Genomic DNA, 17556 nt, shown 5'->3' with positions numbered 1-17556 from the left:
GATAGTCCCTTAAGCAAAAATGGAAACGTGACACCTCAGGAGTTCTGGGACCAGCACGCGGCGACGTTCGACGACGAGCCTGACCACGGACTTCGTGACCCGCGGGTGCGCCGCGCCTGGGCTGATCTCCTTCTTCCACTGGTGCCCGAGAGCAGTGCTGTGGTCGATCTCGGGTGCGGCACCGGAAGCCTGTCGGTCCTGCTCGCCGAGGCCGGCCACGACGTGCACGGCCTCGACTTCTCCGAGGAGATGGTGAAGGCCGCGCGGGCCAAGGCGTCGGCGGCGGGCGTGGACGTCGACTTCGTCCCCGGCGACGCCGCGCACCCGCCGCACCGGCAGGCTTCCTTCGACGTCGTGCTGGCGCGGCACGTGCTGTGGGCCCTGCCCGATCCGGCCGCGGCGCTGGCGAGATGGGTGTCGCTGCTGAAGCCGGACGGTGTGCTGCTGCTCGTCGAGGGCCGGTGGTCGACCGGTGCCGGGATCACCTCGGCTGGAGCCCGCGCGCTGGTCAGCGAGGTGCGCGCGGAGGCCGTGGTCACCCCGCTGACCGACGAGGCCCTGTGGGGCAGGGAGATCGACGACGAGCGCTACCTGCTCGTCAGCCGCCGGTAGGCAGCCCGTCGAGCATCAACCGGAGGGCGAACTCGAACCGCTCGTGCCCCTCGCCCGCACCGAGCTTGTCCACGTGCTCGACCGTGTGCGGGAAACGGCTCACCGGCAGCATCTTCAGCCGTGCGAGCATCTCCGCGCCGTCGGCCTCCCCGCGCAGTGACGACTCGAACGTGTACGCGCTCACGTACAGGAGCACGGCGTCGATCGCCCATGCGGCGGCCTGCGGCGGCACACCACCGGCCAGGAAGAGCCCGAGCAGGCCCTCGCTGATCCGGAGCGTGTCGAGGTTGGCGGGCGGGGCGGCCAGCGCGGCCCGCGCGATCCCCGGGTAGCGCAGGAACTCGTCCCGCAACTGGCCGCAGACGTCGAGCACCTGCTCGCGCCACCGCCCGGCGTCCGGCGCGGGCACCACCACGTTCTTGCTCAGCGTCCCGATCAGCAGGTCGTCCAGGTCGGCCTTGTTGCGCACGTGCGCGTAGAGCGAGGCGGGCCCGGTCCGCAGCGCGGCGGCGACGCGGCGCATGGTCAGCGCGTCGAACCCCTCGGCCTCCACCAGCGCCAGCGCCGTGGTGACGATGCGCGCGGCCGTGATCGGTTCCTTGCGCGCCGGGGGTGACTCCTCCAGCGCGGCGATCTGCGTCGCCCATTCCTCGCGGGACCTGCGGTTCATGAGCCTGATCGTACCAGTTGACTCGAACAGTGTTCGTGAGTAGAACAGTGTTCGTGACTACCTACGACCTCGGGCTGCGTTCGCCGCGCTCGCTGCGGGAGGCGTGGATCGCCCTCGCCGGCCTCTCCGCGGTGTTCCTGTTCGAGATGCTCGACAACTCGATCCTGAACGTCGCGCTGCCCACGATCGGCCGCGACCTGCACGCCTCGACGACCTCGCTGCAGTGGGTGTCGAACTCCTACGCGGTCGTGTTCGGCGGCCTGATGCTGGTGTTCGGCGCCGTCGCGGACCGCTTCGGCCGCCGTCGCGTGATGCTCGCCGGACTCGCCCTGCTCGGCGTCGCGAGCCTCGCGACGCTGCTCGTCACGTCCGTCGGCGGGCTGATCGCCGTGCGCTCGGTGATGGGCGTCGCCGCCGCCATGACCACGCCGGGCTCGATCGCGCTGGCGTTCCGCCTGTTCCAGAGCGACGACCTGCGGGTGCGCGCGATGACGCTCATCTCGACCGTGGGCCTGGTCGGCCTGGCCGTCGGCCCGCCGCTGGGCGGGTTCCTGCTCGCCGTCGCCCCCTGGCAGGCGTTGCTCCTGGTCAACGTGCCGATCGCGGTGCTCGCGCTCGTCGGCATCGGCCGCGGCATCCAGGCCGACACCGACCTGCACCGCGGGCCCGCCGACTACCTCGGCGGCGTGCTCGGCACGGCGGCGATCGTGCTGGCCCTGGTGGTGCCGACGCTGTTCGTCGAAGGCTCCTGGACGGCGTGGGCGGCCGCCGCACTGACCGTTGTCGTGGGTGTCCTCTTCGTGGTTCGCGCGCGCACGGCCAGCCATCCGTTGCTCGACCTGAAGCTCGTCGCGCACCCGCTGGTCGCCAGTGGTCTCGCGTACAAGGCGGCGACCGGGCTGGCGGCGGCCGGCCTCACCTACCTCGTGACGCTCCAGCTGCAGCTCGACTGGGGCTGGTCCCCCGCGCTCGCCGCCGCCGGGATGCTGCCCCAGGTCGCGGTGCTCATCGCCGCGGGCCCGGTGGTCAACCGGTTCGTGCGCTGGGCGGGCCTCGACCGCGCCGTGGCACTGGGCGCTCTCGGCGTCGTCGCCGGACTCGCCGTCTACGCCCTGCTGGGCCGCTTCGGCTACGCGCCGGTCGCCGTCGCGCTGGTGCTCGTCGCGATCGGCATCCGCGTGGTCGGCGCCGTCGCGGGCGTGAACGTCCTCAAAGGCCTGCCGGAGAACCGGACGTCGATCGGCGCCGCGCTCGTCGACACCGCGTCCCAGGTCACGTCGGCGGCCGGCGTGGCCGTCAGCGGCACGGTGCTGGCGGTGCTGTTCGCCGGGGGCATCGCGCAGCCCGGCTGGAGCGCGGAGCAGACCGCGCGGTTCGAGACGGCCGTGACCATCGGCAGCCTCGCGCTGACGGTGATGGCCGCCGCGCTCGTCGGCTGGGCGTACTTTCGAGCGCGGCGCGCGCACTAGGCCGAATTACTCCGGAAAGTTCTTGCAACGCTTTGCCCGGTGTGCCCGCGAGTGCTACGACGTGAGGTGAACCCCTGCAGCAAGGAGACAACGTGGTTTCCTCGGCTTCGCGCACCCTTATAGCGGTGCTGCTGATCGTCGGACTGTCCACACCGGTGCAAAGTCTTGCAGCGCCACCGGGCGCCAAGGACGTCACCGTCACCCTGTTCCAATGGCCGTTCGCCCGCGTGGCGACGGAATGCACGAACGTCCTCGGCCCCAAGGGCTACGGCTACGTCGAGGTGTCGCCCGCGACCGAGCACGTCCAGGGTCCGCAGTGGTGGACCAGCTACCAGCCCGTCAGCTACAGGATCGCCGGGCGCCTCGGAGACGAGAACGCCTTCCGGAACATGGTCTCCACGTGCCACAACGCGGGCGTGAAGGTCATCGCGGACGCGGTGATCAACCACATGAGCGCCGGATCGGGCACGGGCACCGGCGGGACCGGCTACTCGAAGTACAACTACCCCGGCGTGTACAGCGACTGGGACTTCCACTCGTGCCGCTCGCCGATCACCAACTACCAGGACCGCTACAACGTCCAGAACTGCGAGCTGGTCGGCCTGTCCGATCTGGACACCGGCAGCGACTACGTGCGCGGCGCGATCGCCGGGTACCTGAACCGGCTGATCTCGATGGGCGTCGACGGGTTCCGGGTCGACGCGGCCAAGCACATGGCGGCGGGCGACCTCGCCGCGATCAAGGGCAAGCTGAGCAACCCCAACGTGTTCTGGGTGCACGAGGTGATCTACGGCGCGGGCGAGGCGGTGCAGCCCGGCGAGTACACGGGATCGGGTGACGTCGACGAGTTCCGCTACGCCTACGACGTCAAGCGGGTCTTCCAGAACGAGAACCTGGCCTACCTGCGGAACTTCGGCCAGTCGTGGGGCTTCCTGCCCAGCGGTCAGGCAAGGCCGTTCGTCGACAACTGGGACACCGAGCGCAACGGTTCCACGTTGACGTACAAGGACGGATCGACCTACACGCTTGCGAACGTCTTCATGCTGGCGTGGAACTACGGTGCACCGCAGGTGTACTCGGGCTACGAGTTCAGCGACAAGGACGCCGGTCCGCCCGGGAACTCGGTCTGCTACAGCGGCTGGAAGTGCCAGCACGCGTGGACGCAGATCGCGAACATGGTGTCCTTCCGCAACACCGTCGCGGGCACGGACGTGAACAACTGGCAGGACAACGGGTACGACATGATCGCGTTCGGACGCGGCAGCAAGGGCTTCGTCGCGATCAACCGCGAGACGTTCCCGGTGAGCCGCACGTTCCAGACCGCGCTGCCGGCCGGAAGTTACTGCAACGTCCAGGAGAACGGCTGCGTCCGCGTGACCGTCGACTCCTCGGGCCGGTTCACGACGACGCTCGGCGCGGGCACGGCACTCGCCCTGCACGTCAACGCACGCTAGAGATCACCGGCTGTCCACCGCGAGAAGCGGTGGACAGCCGGGAGCTCATCAGGCGGTGTGCAACCTCAGGCCGTAGACGTTGAGGATCTCGTTGATCGGCTGGAACCACGTGCGACCGCCGCTCGTGCAGTTGCCGTAGCCGCCGGACGTGACACCCTGGGCCTGGTCACCGGTGATGAACGAGCCGCCGGAGTCGCCACCCTGGGCGCACACCGAGGTGCCGACCATCTGGTAGACCGCGCCCTGCGCGTAGTTCACGGTCTCGTTGCGGCCCTGGATCACGCCGCAGTGCCACTGCGTCGTCGAACCCGAGCGGCAGACCGAGGTGCCGACCGGCGCCTCCCACGAACCGCGCACCAGCGCGTCCGGCACCCGGCCCCAGCCGAGCACGACCGGCACGGTCCACCAGCCACCGCCGGTGCGGACCCAGGCGTAGTCGTTGCCGGGGAACGAGGAACCCGCGAAGTTGCCCTGGAAGGAGCGGTCCCAGCCGTAGACGGCCGCGCCGTTGCCACCGCAGTGGCCCGCCGTGACGTAGCCGCCGTGCACCGAGAAGCCGATGGAGCAGCGGACGTTGCCCGTGTAGTACGGATCGCCGCCGACCGTGCCGGCCGCGTACGTCTGCGGCTGCTGCACGCCCTCGGTGCGCACGGTGATGGCGCCGAACTGACGTGCCTTGTCCAGGAACGAGGCCACCTCGGCGGTCTGCTTGCCCGGCTCCACGTCCACCACGACGGTGCCGGTGCGCGGGTCGGGGCGCCAGCCCGCGACCGCGGACGGCACGGAGCCGGTCGCGGACAGGGCGTCGAGGCGGTTCTTGTGGGCCGCCATCGAGTTCGCCGAACGGCCGACGACCACGGTCTCGGCACCGGTGGCCTCGACCTTGCGGGCCGCCGCCCTGTCCGTGACAGCGACGACCAGACGGTTCTTCGACTCGTCGAACCAGCTGCCGGCGAGTGCCGCACCGGCTTCGCCTTCGGCGCGCGGCGCGAGGACCGACGCGCTCTGTTCCTTCTCCAGACGCAACCGCGCCTGGGCCTCGGTCAGCCCGAACGCCGAGCTCATCGCGGTGAGCAGGCCGGGTGACATCGCCTTCTCCGACGCCTGGGCCGGAACGGTGAAGGTGGACCCGACCAGCACGAGGGCCAGCGCGGGCACGACTCTGGGCATGGTGAAGCGCATGCTCTTCTCCTTGTCCGTGCAGGGATCGCCACCCGCCCCGTTGCGGGAGCGACGAACATGAGAGCGCTCTCACCGTGGCGCAGGACAGCCCCGGTGGTCAACAGCTGATCCCGGAACTGTCCTGCCCGACAAATGCCCGAATGGGCGAAATCGGGCGCTACTCCATCACGACGACCTGCCGGACGGCCTCTCCGGAGGCCAGCTTGGCGAACCCGTCGTTGATCTCGTGCAGGCCCAGCCGCCCGGAGAGCAGGCCGTCCACCGGCAGCCGTCCCGCGCGGTAGAGGTCGACGAACCTGGGCACGTCCCGGCGCGGCACGCACGAGCCGAGGTAGCTGCCCTTGAGCGTGCGTTCCTCGGCGACCAGGTTCAAAGCGGGCAGCGACACCGTGCGGTCGGGGTGTGGCAGGCCGACGGTGACCGTCGTACCGCCGACGGCCGTCGCGGCGTACGCCTGTTCGAGCACCGCCGCGACGCCGGTCGTGTCGATGACCTTGTCCGCGCCTCCTCCGGTCAGGTCCCGGACGTGGGCGACGACGTCCGGACCGCCCGCGGCCTCGTGCGTCGCGCCGAGCGTGAAGGCGAGCTTGCGCTTGTGCTCCACCACGTCCACCGCGACGACCTGCGTGGCACCCGCCGTGACCGCGGCGAGCACCGCCGCAAGGCCGACCCCGCCCAGGCCGAACACCGCGACCTTCTCTCCGGGCACGACCTGGGCGCTGTAGAACGCCGCGCCCGCCCCGGTCAGCACCGCGCAGCCGAACAGCGCGGCGACGTCGAAGGGCAGGTCCTTCGGCACTCGGGTCGCCGATCGGCCGGAGATCACCGTGTACTCGGCGAACCCGGACACGCCGAGGTGGTGGTGCGGGCGCGTGCCGTCGGGGAGGGTCCACCGGCGCCCGCCGCCGAGCAGCGTGCCGTCTCGATTGGCCGCGGCTCCCGGTTCGCACAACGCCTGACGGCCCGACGCGCACCGGCGGCAGGCACCGCACGCGGGCACGAACGACAGCACGACGTGGTCGCCCGCCTCGAACTCCGCGTTCGGGCCGGCCTCCACGACCTCGCCCGCCGCCTCGTGGCCGAGGACCATGGGCAGCGGCCGGATGCGGGAGCCGTCGATCACGGACAGGTCGGAGTGGCACAGGCCGGTGGCGTGCACGCGCACCAGCAGTTCGCCGGGACCGGGCGGGTCGAGCTCGAGGTCCACGATCTCGAGCGGACCACCGACCCCGGTCAGCACCGCGCCTCGCGTCTTCACGCCACCACCAGACCTTCCATCGCCGTGCGCAGGGTCGCGGGGATCTCCACGGGCTTGCGCGTCTCCCGGTCCACGAAGACGTGCACGAAGTGGCCCTCCGCCACGACGTCCTCGCGTCCCTCGAAGAAGAACCCGACCTCGTAGCGGACGCTCGACCGGCCGAGGTGCCCGACGCGCAGCCCGGCGTCCACCGCCTCCGGGAACGAGATGGAGGCGCGGTAGTTGCAGTGGGACTCCACGCAGAGCCCGATCTGCTGCCCGGCCTGGATGTCCAGCCCGGCGCCGATCAACCACGTGTTGATCACCGTGTCCATGAACGCGTAGTGGACGACGTTGTTCACGTGGCCGTAGACGTCGTTGTCCGCCCATCGGGTCGGAATCCGCTGCCAGTGCCGGTAGTTCTCGCGCAAGGACCCATCTCCTGCTGATCGGTTCGTGGTCAGTCGAGTCTCCTGGTGAGCTCGACCCTCGACCGCACGCCGAGCCGCGCGAAGATGTTGCGCAGGTGGTGCTCGACGGTGCGGTGGCTCAGGAACAACCGCGCGGCGACCTCGCGGTTCGTGGCTCCCTCGGCGACCAGCCTGGCGATCTGCGCCTGCTGCGGCGTGAGGCCGGGGTGGTCCTTCGGTTCGCTGGTGGAGTCGCCGGCCGCGCGCAGTTCGGCGCGGGCCCGGTCGACCCAGTGGTCTGCCTGGTAGGACTGGAAGATGTGCACGGCGTCGCGCAGGTGTTCGCGCGCTGCCTTGGGTTTGCGCCCGCGCCGCAGCCGGTTCCCGTACAGCAGCTCGGTCTTCGCGAGCTCCAGGGCGGTGCCGCTGGCCCGGTGCAGCCGGATCGCCTCCTCGAAGTGCTCGTCCGCCGTCCCGCTCTCCAGCAGGCCGTGGCAGCGGTGCGAGAGCGCGAGCCGGGCCGTGCTGCCCGTGCTCCCCGCCCACCTGGCGAACGGCTCCAGCGCTCTGTCCCCTGTGGACGGTCTGCCGCACGCCACCGCGGCCTCGACGACGTGGGGCGCGGCCATCACCTTGATGCCGGCGTGGCCGGGGTTCAGCCGCAGCCGTTCCAGCGCGTCGGCGGGCCGGTCGCGGGCGAGGTCGACGCACGCGAACGCCCAGGCTCCGAACGTGCCGGGCCGGGTGAGCCCGCGCTGGGTGATCTGCTCGGTGGCAGTGTCGATGCGGTCCAGCGCCGTGTCGGTGTCGCCCCGGAGCGCCGCCAGCAGCGCGAGGATCGTCAGGTGGTCGACGACGGCGTTGTGCTGGCCGATCGCCGTGGCCGCGTGCACGCCCTCCGTTGCGGCGTTGAGGGCGGCCGCGTGCTGGTCGAGCAGCAGCGCCGACAACGCCCGGTACACCAGCGCCCACGGCACCAGCGCGGTGAACCCGCTCTCCCGCGCCGCCGTGACCGCGCTCGTCGCCATCTCGTGCGACCGGGTGGCGTCGCCGAGCACGTAGGCGGCCTGGCTCGCCCAGATGCGGGCCTGCGGTCCGGGGACCTGGTCCGCGAGCTCCACGACGGTGCGCAGCGCGGGCAACGCCTCGTCGTGCCTGCCGTCGAACGTCGCGAGCATCCCGGTGAGGTGGTCGAGCGTGAGCCGCGTGGCGGGCGGTTCGTCCGGGCTCCGGATCTCCCCGGCGAACTCGGCGACCGCCGTGTAGCGGCGGTGGTCCCCCGCGATGCTCGCCGCCTCGCCCGCGAACCCCAGCGCCGCCACCGCCAGCTCCCGCCGCGTGCCGACCAGGCCCTTCGCCGCACGGATGAGCCGATCCGCCGCCACGTCCGGCAGGCTCTCGCCGAGGTCGATGCCGCCGACGACCAGGTCCATCAGGGCCCTGAGCTCCGGCGTACAGGTCATCTTCGTCGCCGTGCGCAGCACAGCCCGTGAGCGGTGCGGCGCCCCGTGCGCCCAGTGGTCGGCCGCGGCCTTGAGCAGGTGGTGCGCCTTCTGCTCGGGGTCGGTCGTGAGGCGGGCCGCGCGGTCGTGGTCGCGGGCGGCCCTCTCGAAATCGCCACACCGGCGGGCGTGCTCGGCGTGGACGGTGAGGGTGTCGGCGAGCGTGGCGTCCTGCGTCGTCACGGCCTGGTGCCACGTGCGGCGGGCGCCGGGCGGCAGGCTCTGCGCCAGTTCGGCGTGGGCCAGGCGCCGCAGGGCCAGCGGGACGTCCACGCGAAGAGCGGACCGGACCAGCCGGCGCGAGTCGAACAACGGCCCCGCCTCGATCACCGCCTGCAGGTCGAGCGTCTCGGCGTCGATCTCCTCGTCGACCGCCGCGAGCGCGACGACGTGCTGCGCCTCGGGTGACAGGGCCTCGAACCGGGCCCGCCACCGCTGCCGCAGCGAACTGTTCGCGGGCAGCACCTCCGGCGCGGGCGCGATACCTCCGAGCTGCGCGGACGTGAGCGCGGTGGCCAGCTCGACCAGCGCCAGCGGGTTCCCGCAGGCCAGGTCCGCGAGGTCGGCGGCGAGGGTGGACGGCAGGCCGGGCACCAGGTCGTGCAGCACCCGCACGCTCGTCGCCGCGTCGAGCGGGTCCAGCGTGACGCAGGGCAACCCCCGTGGTTCGCCCTCGGTCGCGATCAGCAGCACAGCCCTCGTCCCGGCGACATCGTGCGCGAGCTTCATCAGGTCGTCGTCAACCTCGGGCACATCCACGCGCAGCAACGCGTCGTAGGTGTCCTTCACGGCGTTGAGCAGCGCGGTCTTGCCCGAACCGGCTTCGCCGCGCAGCACCAACACCCCGCCGCACCCAACGCGCGCACGGTCCACCAACGCGTCCACGGCGACGCGTTGCCGCTCTCGGCCACGCAGCATCGGACCAGTCTTACGGCGGTAACCGCTCCACCGGAAGGGGTAGGCGCCAAATTCACCTACCACCGTTAGTTTTGCCATCGAAGCTGTTCGCCGAGACCGGTGGTTGCACCGATGCGGACCCTCACGCCGGGGTTGCAGGGTCGAGAACGTTCCCCCGTTCCCCTGTCGAATGAGGTGTACAACGCCGTGCAACTCCGCACCCTGCTCCCCGTCGTGATGTCCCTGGTGCTGCTGGGCGGCACCGTCGCCCAGGCCGCCGCCAACCCCTACGAACGAGGACCCGCCCCCACCAACTCGAGCATCGAGGCCCTGCGCGGCTCGTTCGCCGTGTCGGAGACCTCGGTGTCGTCGCTCGTGGGCGGCTTCGGCGGCGGCACGATCTACTACCCGACCAGCACCTCCGCCGGCACGTTCGGCGCGGTGGTCATCTCCCCCGGCTACACCGGCACCCAGTCGAGCATCTCGTGGCTCGGCCCGCGCCTCGCGTCCCAGGGCTTCGTGATCTTCACGATCGACACGAACACGATCTACGACCAGCCCGACAGCCGAGCGTCCCAGCTGCTCGCGGCCCTCGACTACCTCACCGGCCAGAGCAGCGTGCGCTCGCGCATCGACTCCTCGCGCCTCGGCGTCATGGGCCACTCGATGGGCGGCGGCGGCACCCTCCGCGCCGCCAGCCAGCGCCCGGCCCTGCAGGCGGCGATCCCGCTCACCGGCTGGCACACCACGAAGAACTGGTCGTCCGTCCGCGTCCCGACCCTGGTCGTGGGCGCCGAGAGCGACTCCGTCGCCCCGGTCTCGTCGCACTCCGAACCGTTCTACACGTCACTGCCGTCCACTTTGGACAAGGCGTACCTCGAGCTCAACAACGCCTCGCACTTCGCGCCGAACTCGAACAACACGACGATCGCGAAGTACAGCATCTCGTGGCTCAAGCGGTTCATCGACAACGACACCCGCTACGAGCAGTTCCTGTGCCCGGCACCGGGACGCAGCACGCTGATCGAGGAGTACCGGGACACGTGCCCGCACTCCTGATCGTCTGAGCACGGGTCGCGGCGCCAACCCGAGCGCGGGGCGCCGCGACCCGACCAGGTTCAGCCCAGCACGCTCATCCTCACGTCGCCGGAAAGCCGATAAGGCCGCGTCTGGACCAACGCCCCCAGCAACCGCCGCAACCGCGACACCTCCGCCCGCACCGTCACCACGTGCTCGGCGTCCCCGTACAACGCCAGGCTCAGCGCCTCGGCCGACATCCCGGCCCGGCCTGCCCGGTGCAGCAGCACGAGGATCTCCGCGTGGCGCCGCGTGACAGTGCGGCGCCAGTCCGCGTCCCCGCCGGAAAGCCGCACCTGCGGCGTCCGCGTCAGATCCAGTTCGAGCGCCACCGTCCGATCCACCGAGGACGGCCGGATCAGCCACCCACCGGCCAGACGTTCCGGCGTGCAGGCCCCCAGCCCGGGAACCGCGACAGGCTGCCCGGCGACGGGAGCGGCGATCCGCGACCCCACCGCCACCCCGTGCGAGGCCGCCACCCAGCCGTCGTCGTCCACGACGAGCGACGGCCCGGTCAGCACAGCGGCGGAACGCAGCCGTTCGAGACGTTCCTGGTGGTAGCGCCACAACCGCGACTCGGCCAGCATCCGCCCCGTCTCGACCAACGCGCCGATCGCCGGGTGCAACGTCAGAGCCGGCCCGCTCACGTCGATCACCCCGAGCAACGAGCCGGTGCGCGGGTCGTGGACGGGTGTGGCCGTGCAGTACCAGGGGTGCTGGCCCTGCTCGAAGTGCTCACCCGCCAGCAGCTCCACGGGTGCTGCCTCGGCCAGGGCGGTGCCGATGGCGTTGGTGCCGACGCGGCGCTCGGTCCAGTCCGCGCCCTCGAAGAAGCCCAGCGAGTCGGCCCGGCGACGGACGGCCGGGGTGCCGGAGCGCCACAGGATGACGCCCTCGTCGTCGGTCACCACCAGGAGCAGCTGCGAGGCGTCGGCCAGCGCCCCGACCACGGCGCGCAGGTCCGGGACCACCGAGCGCAACGGTGAGGTCTCCTGGCGGCGGCCCGTCTCGGCGGGGTTCAGCCAGTCGCGGGTGTTGACGTCATCGGCCCGCAGACCCAAACGCAGAACCCGGTTCCAGGAGCGGGAGACCAGGGCTCGCGGGCGCAGCGCGGAGCGACTGCCCGCGATGACCGCGTCGTGCATGCGCACCAGTTCGCGGGCGTACGTGGGCAGGTGCTGTCCGGGCGGCACTGCCCTGGGCACGCTCACCGGTCGAGCATGGACCAGGCGTGCAATCCGGTGCAACGGTTTCCCCGAAGCGCGGTGAGGAGGTCAATCGACACCACGACGAGTGAGGAGCGGCGATGACGCAGACCATGGATCGCACGGCACAGGCGCGGGTGGACGCCTGGCTCGCCGAGTTCGAGGCCGCGCTCGGGGCACGGGACGTCGACGCCGCCGCCGGGCTGTTCGCCACCGACAGCTACTGGCGCGATCTCGTCTCGTTCACCTGGAACATCAAGACCGTCGAAGGCCGCGAGGCCATCGCCGACCTGCTCAGCGCGTGTCTCGACGGCACCGGCCCGGAGAACTTCCGCACCACCGAGACGCCGGTGGAGGCGGACGGGATCGTGGAGGCGTGGCTCGAGTTCGAGACCACCTCCGGCCGATGCAGAGGACACCTGCGGCTCAACGACGAGGGCGCCTACACCCTCCTGACGAGCCTGCACGAGCTGAAGGGGTTCGAGGAGGGCAAGAAGGACACGCGGCCCAGGGGTGTGCGGCACGGAGTGCAGAAGGATCGGCTGTCCTGGGCCCAGGAACGCGAGCGCGAGCAGAAGGAGCTCGGGTACGAGCAGCAGCCGTACGTCGTGGTCATCGGCGGCGGGCAGGGCGGCATCGCGCTCGGCGCACGACTGCGGCAGCTCGGTGTGCCCGCGCTGGTGCTGGAGCGCAACGACCGGCCCGGCGACTCGTGGCGCAAGCGGTACAAGAGCCTCTGCCTGCACGACCCGGTCTGGTACGACCACCTGCCCTACCTGCCGTTCCCGGACAACTGGCCGGTGTTCGCGCCCAAGGACAAGATCGCGGACTGGCTGGAGATGTACACCCGCGTGATGGAGGTGCCCTACTGGACCCGTTCGGAGGTCAAGGAAGCGACCTACGACGGGACACAGTGGACGGTCAAGGTCGACCGGGACGGCGAGGAAGTCACCCTCACACCGAAACAGCTCGTGTTCGCGACCGGCATGTCCGGCAAGGCGAACGTGCCGAAGTTCCCCGGCGCCGACGAGTTCGAGGGCGACCAGCACCACTCCTCACAGCACCCCGGACCGGAGGCGTACGCGGGCAGGAAGGCCGTCGTCATCGGCTCGAACAACTCCGCCCACGACATCTGCGCGGCGTTGTGGGAGCACGACGCCGACGTCACGATGGTCCAGCGCTCGTCGACGCACATCGTGCGCTCCGACTCGTTGATGGACATCGCCTTGGGCGACCTCTACTCGGAACGGGCCGTCGCCGCCGGCGTCACGACCGACCGCGCGGACACAATCTTCGCCTCCCTGCCCTACCGGATCCTGCCGCAGTTCCAGATCCCGGTGTACCAGCGGATCAGGGAACGCGACGCGGACTTCTACGCACGGCTGGAGAAGGCGGGCTTCGACCTCGACTGGGGCGACGACGACTCCGGCCTGTTCCTCAAGTACTTGCGCCGCGGTTCCGGTTACTACATCGACGTGGGCGCCTCCGAGCTGGTGGCGGACGGCAGGATCAAGCTGGTCCGCGGCCAGGTCGACCACCTGACGACGAACGCCGTCGTGCTGTCCGACGGCACCGAACTGGAGGCCGACGTCGTCGTCTACGCCACCGGCTACGGCTCGATGAACGGCTGGGTCGCCGATCTCGCGGGCCGGGAGATGGCCGACCGCGTCGGCAAGTGCTGGGGCCTCGGCTCCGGCACGACCAAGGATCCCGGCCCGTGGGAGGGCGAGCAGCGCAACATGTGGAAGCCGACCCGGCAGCCCGGGCTGTGGTTCCACGGCGGCAACCTGCACCAGTCGCGCTACTACTCGCTCTTCCTGGCGCTGCAGCTCAAAGCGCGGTTCGAGGGCGTGCCGACACCGGTCTACGGCATGCAGGAGGTGCACCACCTCAGCTGACGGCGGCGAGGTGCCCGTCGGGCCGCACGAGCCCGGCGGGCGTCTCCACGGGACGGCCGGAGCGCAGCCGCGCGAAGAGCGTGCCGTCGTCGGGGACCCGCCGGCCCGTGCCGTGGTCGACGTCGAGGCCGGAGAGCCGTTCGGCGAGCACCTTCGACATGTCCGGAGCGGACGCGATCAGTTCGCTCACCACCGCGCGCAACGCCTGCCCCTCGGCCGAGTAGCCCGTCATCAACGCCGTCTGGGCGCGCGTGTGCCGCAGCAGATCGGCGCCCACCGGGTGGCGTTCCGAGTGATAGGTGTCGAGCAAGGCGTCGTCGGCGCGTCCGGTGGCGACGGCGGCGAGCTTCCAGCCGAGGTTGTGCGCGTCCTGGATGCCCACGTTCATGCCGACTCCCCCGGTCGGGAAGTGCATGTGCGCGGCGTCGCCCGCGAGGAACACGGTGCCGGACCGGTACGTCACGGCCTGGCGGGTGGCGTTCCCGAAACGCGACAACCACTTCGGGTCGCGCAGGCCGAAGTCGGTGCCCGCGATCGCACGCACCGCTGCGCGCAGCTCGCCGACGGTCAGCTCACCGGGCCACTCGGCCTGGTTCGTGGCGGGATCACCGCCGACGATCCGGTGCACACCACCGGGCAACGGCACGACCATCAACCCGCCGGACGGTCCGGCGACGCTCGCGAACCCCCGCGCGGGCGGCTCGTCGAGGATCACATCACCGAGCCAGCCCCACGTCGTCACGTCGGTGCCGGCGAAGTCGATGCCGGCCGCCTGCCGCACGGTGCTGCGCACACCGTCGCAGCCCACCACGTACCGCGCGGCCACCACCTCGCCGCTAGCCAGCGTGACGCCTTCGGGCACCAGACCGGTCACCTGCCGGCCCCGCCTCACCACAGCGCCCGTCTCCCGCGCCCGCTCCTCCAGCAGCTCTTCGGTGCGGGCCTGGGGCAACGCCAGCGTGAACGGGTACGGCGTGTCCAGCACCGAGAAGTCCATCCGGTCGGGCAGGCCGCCGAAGTGCCCGTTCGGGATCCGCAGGCCCTCGGCGAGGAACGGCTCCACGACGCCCCGGCAGTCGAGGATCTCGATCGTGCGCGGGTGGATCGTGAGCGCCTTCGAGTTCGGGTCCCGCTCCCGCCGCGTCTCCAGCACCACGACCGAGGCCCCGCCCAGCCGCAACTCCCCCGCCAGCCACAGTCCGACAGGTCCCGCACCCACGATGACGACGTCGTACATCACCACTCCTCTTGGTCACTGACCAATACTCGACACCCGGAGTAGACTAGGTCAGTGACCAAGAGTCAAGCGGACGTGGTGCGGACCGCGTTGGAGATCCTCGACGAGCACGGCGCCGCGGCCGTGTCGATGCGGGCCATCGCGCAGAAGCTCGGCGTGCGGATGAACACCGTCCTGTGGCACGTCAAGACCAAGGCGCGGCTGGAGGAGCTGATGGCCGACGCGATCGTCGCCGGCGTCTCCCTCGACGGCCTGCCGTCCGGCTGGCGCGACCGGGCCGCCGAGATAGCCCGCCGCTACCGCGGGGCCCTGCTGGCCCATCGCGACGGCGCCGCGGTCGTCGCGGGCACGTACGCCGCCGAACCGGCCACTTTGGACACTGCCGAAGCACTCGTCGGCGCGTTGCTCGCGGGCGGTCTCCCACCGCGCGACGCCGCGTGGACGTGCTGGAGCGTCATCTACTTCGTCCTCGGCCTCGCCCAGGAGGAGCAGGCGCTGCCGAACGGTCCGGAAGGCCTCGACGTGGGCGAACGGCCGTCACTGCGGCGCGTTCTCCCCTTCCTGGCCGAGGAGTCGTTCGACGAGCGGTTCGAGTTCGGGGTCGCCAAGCTGCTCGCGCGGTGACGCCAGCCGCCGGTGAACTCCGACGGTCATGCCTCGGTCACGTCGTCGAGCGCTCTCTCGACCACCTCCGACAGCGAGCGCATGAACGTGGCGCTCACGTGGTTGTCGTCGAAGTTGACCAGCAGGTCGCCCATGACAGGCGGGCACTGGTCCTCGGTGCAGAGGTGGTCGCTGAAGTCGAGGAACGACACGTTGCCCGGCACGTCGAGGTGGGCGTAGGGCGGGACGGGGGCGAGCAGCTCCGCACGGGGCGCTCCACACCGGGGCGCGGGACCGTGCACCTGCACACAGTCGAGCACCGAGAAGCCGTAGCGGGGGTTGTCGCGCACCGCGACCACGGGGATCTGCTCGGCGTCGAGCTGACGCCAGCGCTCGACGAACCCCGGCGGCGTCACCTCGGTGAGCCCCACCTGCACGTCGCGGGTGGCGAGGGTGAAGACGAAGTCCGGGCGCAGGTCGATTATCTCGGCCGCCGCGTTGTCGTTCCACCGCACGCAGGACTGGTCTCCGGGGACCTTCTCCGACCGCGTGGAGAACGGGCACGCGCCCTTGAGCATGCCGATCAGCTGCCAGCCGCGGCGTTCCGCGATCGGGGCGAGCGCGGCGAGGTACTGCTGGACGTGCGAGTCGCCGACGAGCACGACCCGTTTGGTCGGCGGCCCCTCGGTCGGGCCGTAGCAGACGTCGAGCTCCTGGCTGTGCACGGACTTCCGGCACTCCTGACCGTCGAACGGCGCGAAGTCCGTTGCGGCTGCGGGGAGTTGAGCGGCCACCACCTCGCGCGGGCCGGTGGGGCGCAGGAACGCGGTCGCCACCAGGAGCGGGACGAGCAGGGCCGCGACCAGCGTGCGCGCCCTCCAGCGCGAGCGGCGGACGGGTTCCTCGACCAGGAGGTGCGTGGCGGCGGCGAGCACGAGCGACGCACCGATGATCACGATCCCGCCGAGCAGGCCGACCTCGTCGCGGCCGTGCAGCACGAGCCAGCCCACGAGCACCGGCCAGTGCCACAGGTAGAGCGCGTAGCTGAGATCTCCCAGGTAGCGCAACGGTTCGCCGGCGAGCAGGCGGTCCGCGCCGAAACGGCTGCCGCTCGTCCCTGCGAGGATCACCGCGGCGGCGCACGTGGTCGGCCACAACGCCAGGTAGCCCGGGAACCCCGCGCCCACGTCCAGGACCATCCCGCAGACCAGGAGCCCCAGCAGGCCCGCCCAGCCGAGCACCGTCCTGAGAGGACCGGAGAGGTCGACGCGCGAGACGCCCAGCGCCAGCAGGCCACCGAACGCGAACTCCCAGATCCTCGTCGCCGTGTGGAAGTAGGCCAGCGGCTGGTCCACGGCGGTGAGCCACACCGAATAGCCGAGGGAAGTCGCGAAAACCGTGAGCAGCACGCGGAAGAGCGAGCGGCGCGACAGCGTGACGACCAGGATCAGCAGGGGCCACAGGAGGTAGAACTGGCCCTGGATCGACAGCGACCAGAAGTGCTGCACGACACTGGCCTGGGCGTGCTGGGCGTAGTAGTCCGTCGAGTCCGACGCCAGCTGCCAGTTCTCCAGGAACAACGCCGACGCGATCACCTCGCGCACGGTCTGCGGCCACCGGTTCTCCGGTAACAGCACCGCCCCCGCGACCAGCGTCGCGCCGAGCACGACGAACGCGGCGGGCAGCAGCCGCTTGGCCATCCTGCTCCACAACGCCCGCAGGTCGAGGCGGCCACGCGCGGTCGCGCGCACGAGCTGGCCCGTCACCAGGAACCCGGAGATCAGGAAGAAGACGTCGACGCCACCGGAGACGCGGCCCAGCCACACGTGGTAGACGACCACGAGCAGAGCGGCGACCGCACGCAGGCCCTGCAGTTCCGCACGGTATGTCCGATCCGGGGATGGCGCGCGCACGGCCGCCGCACTGTGATCACTGCCCAACACCCTGCGAGGCTGACGTCCGGCCGCGCTCCAGTAAATCCGTGGCAACACCCAATCACACCGGGGACCGCCCCTGCGGGCGGCGGGAAGTTGAGTGGGCGAACGGATCGCGCCACACCATCTGACCAGGGCATCGTGGAGGACACAACCCCTCCGACCGCCT

14 protein-coding genes are annotated in these 17556 nt (G+C 71.0%); 6 read left to right on the top strand and 8 right to left on the bottom strand.

The annotated features are described in order from the left end of the window. The first annotated feature begins 27 nt into the window (after positions 1–27). Positions 28–612, top strand: coding sequence for a class I SAM-dependent methyltransferase (locus ACWF7A_RS29885; RefSeq protein WP_452253824.1), 585 nt, complete (start codon positions 28–30; stop codon positions 610–612). On the opposite strand, the gene ACWF7A_RS29880 is transcribed toward ACWF7A_RS29885, so the two are convergent. Next, positions 599–1282 (bottom strand): TetR/AcrR family transcriptional regulator, encoded by a 684-nt coding sequence (locus tag ACWF7A_RS29880; protein ID WP_452253823.1) that lies wholly within the window; start codon positions 1280–1282, stop codon positions 599–601. The two genes, ACWF7A_RS29885 and ACWF7A_RS29880, sit on opposite strands and share 14 nt — an antisense overlap. A gap of 53 nt (positions 1283–1335) precedes the next feature. Here ACWF7A_RS29880 and ACWF7A_RS29875 point away from each other — a divergent pair, with 53 nt between their 5' ends. Beyond that, positions 1336–2751: an MFS transporter gene (locus ACWF7A_RS29875; RefSeq protein WP_452253822.1), complete on the top strand. Its 1416-nt coding sequence runs from the start codon at positions 1336–1338 to the stop codon at positions 2749–2751. Between the two features lie 125 nt (positions 2752–2876). After that, positions 2877–4205 carry an alpha-amylase gene (locus ACWF7A_RS29870; RefSeq protein ID WP_452253821.1) on the top strand — a complete coding sequence of 443 codons (1329 nt, stop codon included), beginning with the start codon at positions 2877–2879 and terminating at the stop codon, positions 4203–4205. 48 nt (positions 4206–4253) lie between these two features. Here the strand turns inward: ACWF7A_RS29870 and ACWF7A_RS29865 are convergent, their stop codons facing one another. The 4 genes from ACWF7A_RS29865 to ACWF7A_RS29850 all read right to left on the bottom strand — a co-directional run bounded on the left by ACWF7A_RS29865 (position 4254) and on the right by ACWF7A_RS29850 (position 9454). After that, positions 4254–5387, bottom strand: coding sequence for a S1 family peptidase (locus ACWF7A_RS29865; protein ID WP_452253820.1), 1134 nt, complete (start codon positions 5385–5387; stop codon positions 4254–4256). Between the two features lie 157 nt (positions 5388–5544). Then, positions 5545–6645 (bottom strand): zinc-binding dehydrogenase, encoded by a 1101-nt coding sequence (locus ACWF7A_RS29860; protein WP_452253819.1) that lies wholly within the window; start codon positions 6643–6645, stop codon positions 5545–5547. Next, positions 6642–7055, bottom strand: coding sequence for an acyl-CoA thioesterase (locus ACWF7A_RS29855; protein ID WP_452253818.1), 414 nt, complete (start codon positions 7053–7055; stop codon positions 6642–6644). The genes ACWF7A_RS29860 and ACWF7A_RS29855 overlap by 4 nt, the downstream gene beginning before the upstream one ends. A gap of 29 nt (positions 7056–7084) precedes the next feature. Beyond that, on the bottom strand, positions 7085–9454 hold the full coding sequence (locus ACWF7A_RS29850; protein ID WP_452253817.1) for a LuxR C-terminal-related transcriptional regulator: 2370 nt from the start codon (positions 9452–9454) through the stop codon (positions 7085–7087). Positions 9455–9640: 186 nt separating this feature from the next. On the opposite strand from ACWF7A_RS29850, the gene bdeA reads away from it, so the two are divergent. Beyond that, the gene (gene bdeA, locus ACWF7A_RS29845; RefSeq protein ID WP_452253816.1) at positions 9641–10492 is read left to right on the top strand and encodes a bis(hydroxyethyl) terephthalate hydrolase; all 852 of its coding nucleotides are present in this window, start codon (positions 9641–9643) and stop codon (positions 10490–10492) included. A 59-nt stretch (positions 10493–10551) separates the two neighbouring features. Here bdeA and ACWF7A_RS29840 read toward each other — a convergent pair whose 3' ends face one another. Further along, positions 10552–11721, bottom strand: coding sequence for a transcriptional regulator (locus ACWF7A_RS29840; protein WP_452253815.1), 1170 nt, complete (start codon positions 11719–11721; stop codon positions 10552–10554). Between the two features lie 95 nt (positions 11722–11816). Between ACWF7A_RS29840 and ACWF7A_RS29835 the strand changes: the two genes are divergently transcribed. Then, positions 11817–13613: an NAD(P)-binding domain-containing protein gene (locus tag ACWF7A_RS29835; RefSeq protein WP_452253814.1), complete on the top strand. Its 1797-nt coding sequence runs from the start codon at positions 11817–11819 to the stop codon at positions 13611–13613. On the opposite strand, the gene ACWF7A_RS29830 is transcribed toward ACWF7A_RS29835, so the two are convergent. Next, positions 13606–14850 carry an FAD-dependent monooxygenase gene (locus ACWF7A_RS29830; protein ID WP_452253813.1) on the bottom strand — a complete coding sequence of 415 codons (1245 nt, stop codon included), beginning with the start codon at positions 14848–14850 and terminating at the stop codon, positions 13606–13608. The two genes, ACWF7A_RS29835 and ACWF7A_RS29830, sit on opposite strands and share 8 nt — an antisense overlap. Before the next feature lie 54 nt (positions 14851–14904). Between ACWF7A_RS29830 and ACWF7A_RS29825 the strand changes: the two genes are divergently transcribed. Next, positions 14905–15474 (top strand): TetR/AcrR family transcriptional regulator C-terminal domain-containing protein, encoded by a 570-nt coding sequence (locus tag ACWF7A_RS29825; RefSeq protein WP_452253812.1) that lies wholly within the window; start codon positions 14905–14907, stop codon positions 15472–15474. A gap of 26 nt (positions 15475–15500) precedes the next feature. Here the strand turns inward: ACWF7A_RS29825 and ACWF7A_RS29820 are convergent, their stop codons facing one another. Then, the gene (locus ACWF7A_RS29820) at positions 15501–17366 is read right to left on the bottom strand and encodes an acyltransferase family protein (RefSeq protein WP_452253811.1); all 1866 of its coding nucleotides are present in this window, start codon (positions 17364–17366) and stop codon (positions 15501–15503) included. Between the last annotated feature and the right edge of the window lie 190 nt (positions 17367–17556).

It is taken from the genome of Lentzea sp. NPDC055074 (assembly GCF_053608005.1).
Note: the sequence above shows the minus strand (reverse complement) of the source record. Positions and strands in the feature narration are given on the sequence as shown.

Bases quoted from the DNA above. Each gene is read 5' to 3' on its own strand.
- ACWF7A_RS29865 (WP_452253820.1), bottom strand. From the start codon at position 5,387: ATGCGCTTCACCATGCCCAGAGTCGTGCCCGCGCTGGCCCTCGTGCTG.
- ACWF7A_RS29835 (WP_452253814.1), top strand. From the start codon at position 11,817: ATGACGCAGACCATGGATCGCACGGCACAGGCGCGGGTGGACGCCTGG.
- ACWF7A_RS29830 (WP_452253813.1), bottom strand. From the start codon at position 14,850: ATGTACGACGTCGTCATCGTGGGTGCGGGACCTGTCGGACTGTGGCTG.
- ACWF7A_RS29880 (WP_452253823.1), bottom strand. From the start codon at position 1,282: ATGAACCGCAGGTCCCGCGAGGAATGGGCGACGCAGATCGCCGCGCTG.
- ACWF7A_RS29850 (WP_452253817.1), bottom strand. From the start codon at position 9,454: ATGCTGCGTGGCCGAGAGCGGCAACGCGTCGCCGTGGACGCGTTGGTG.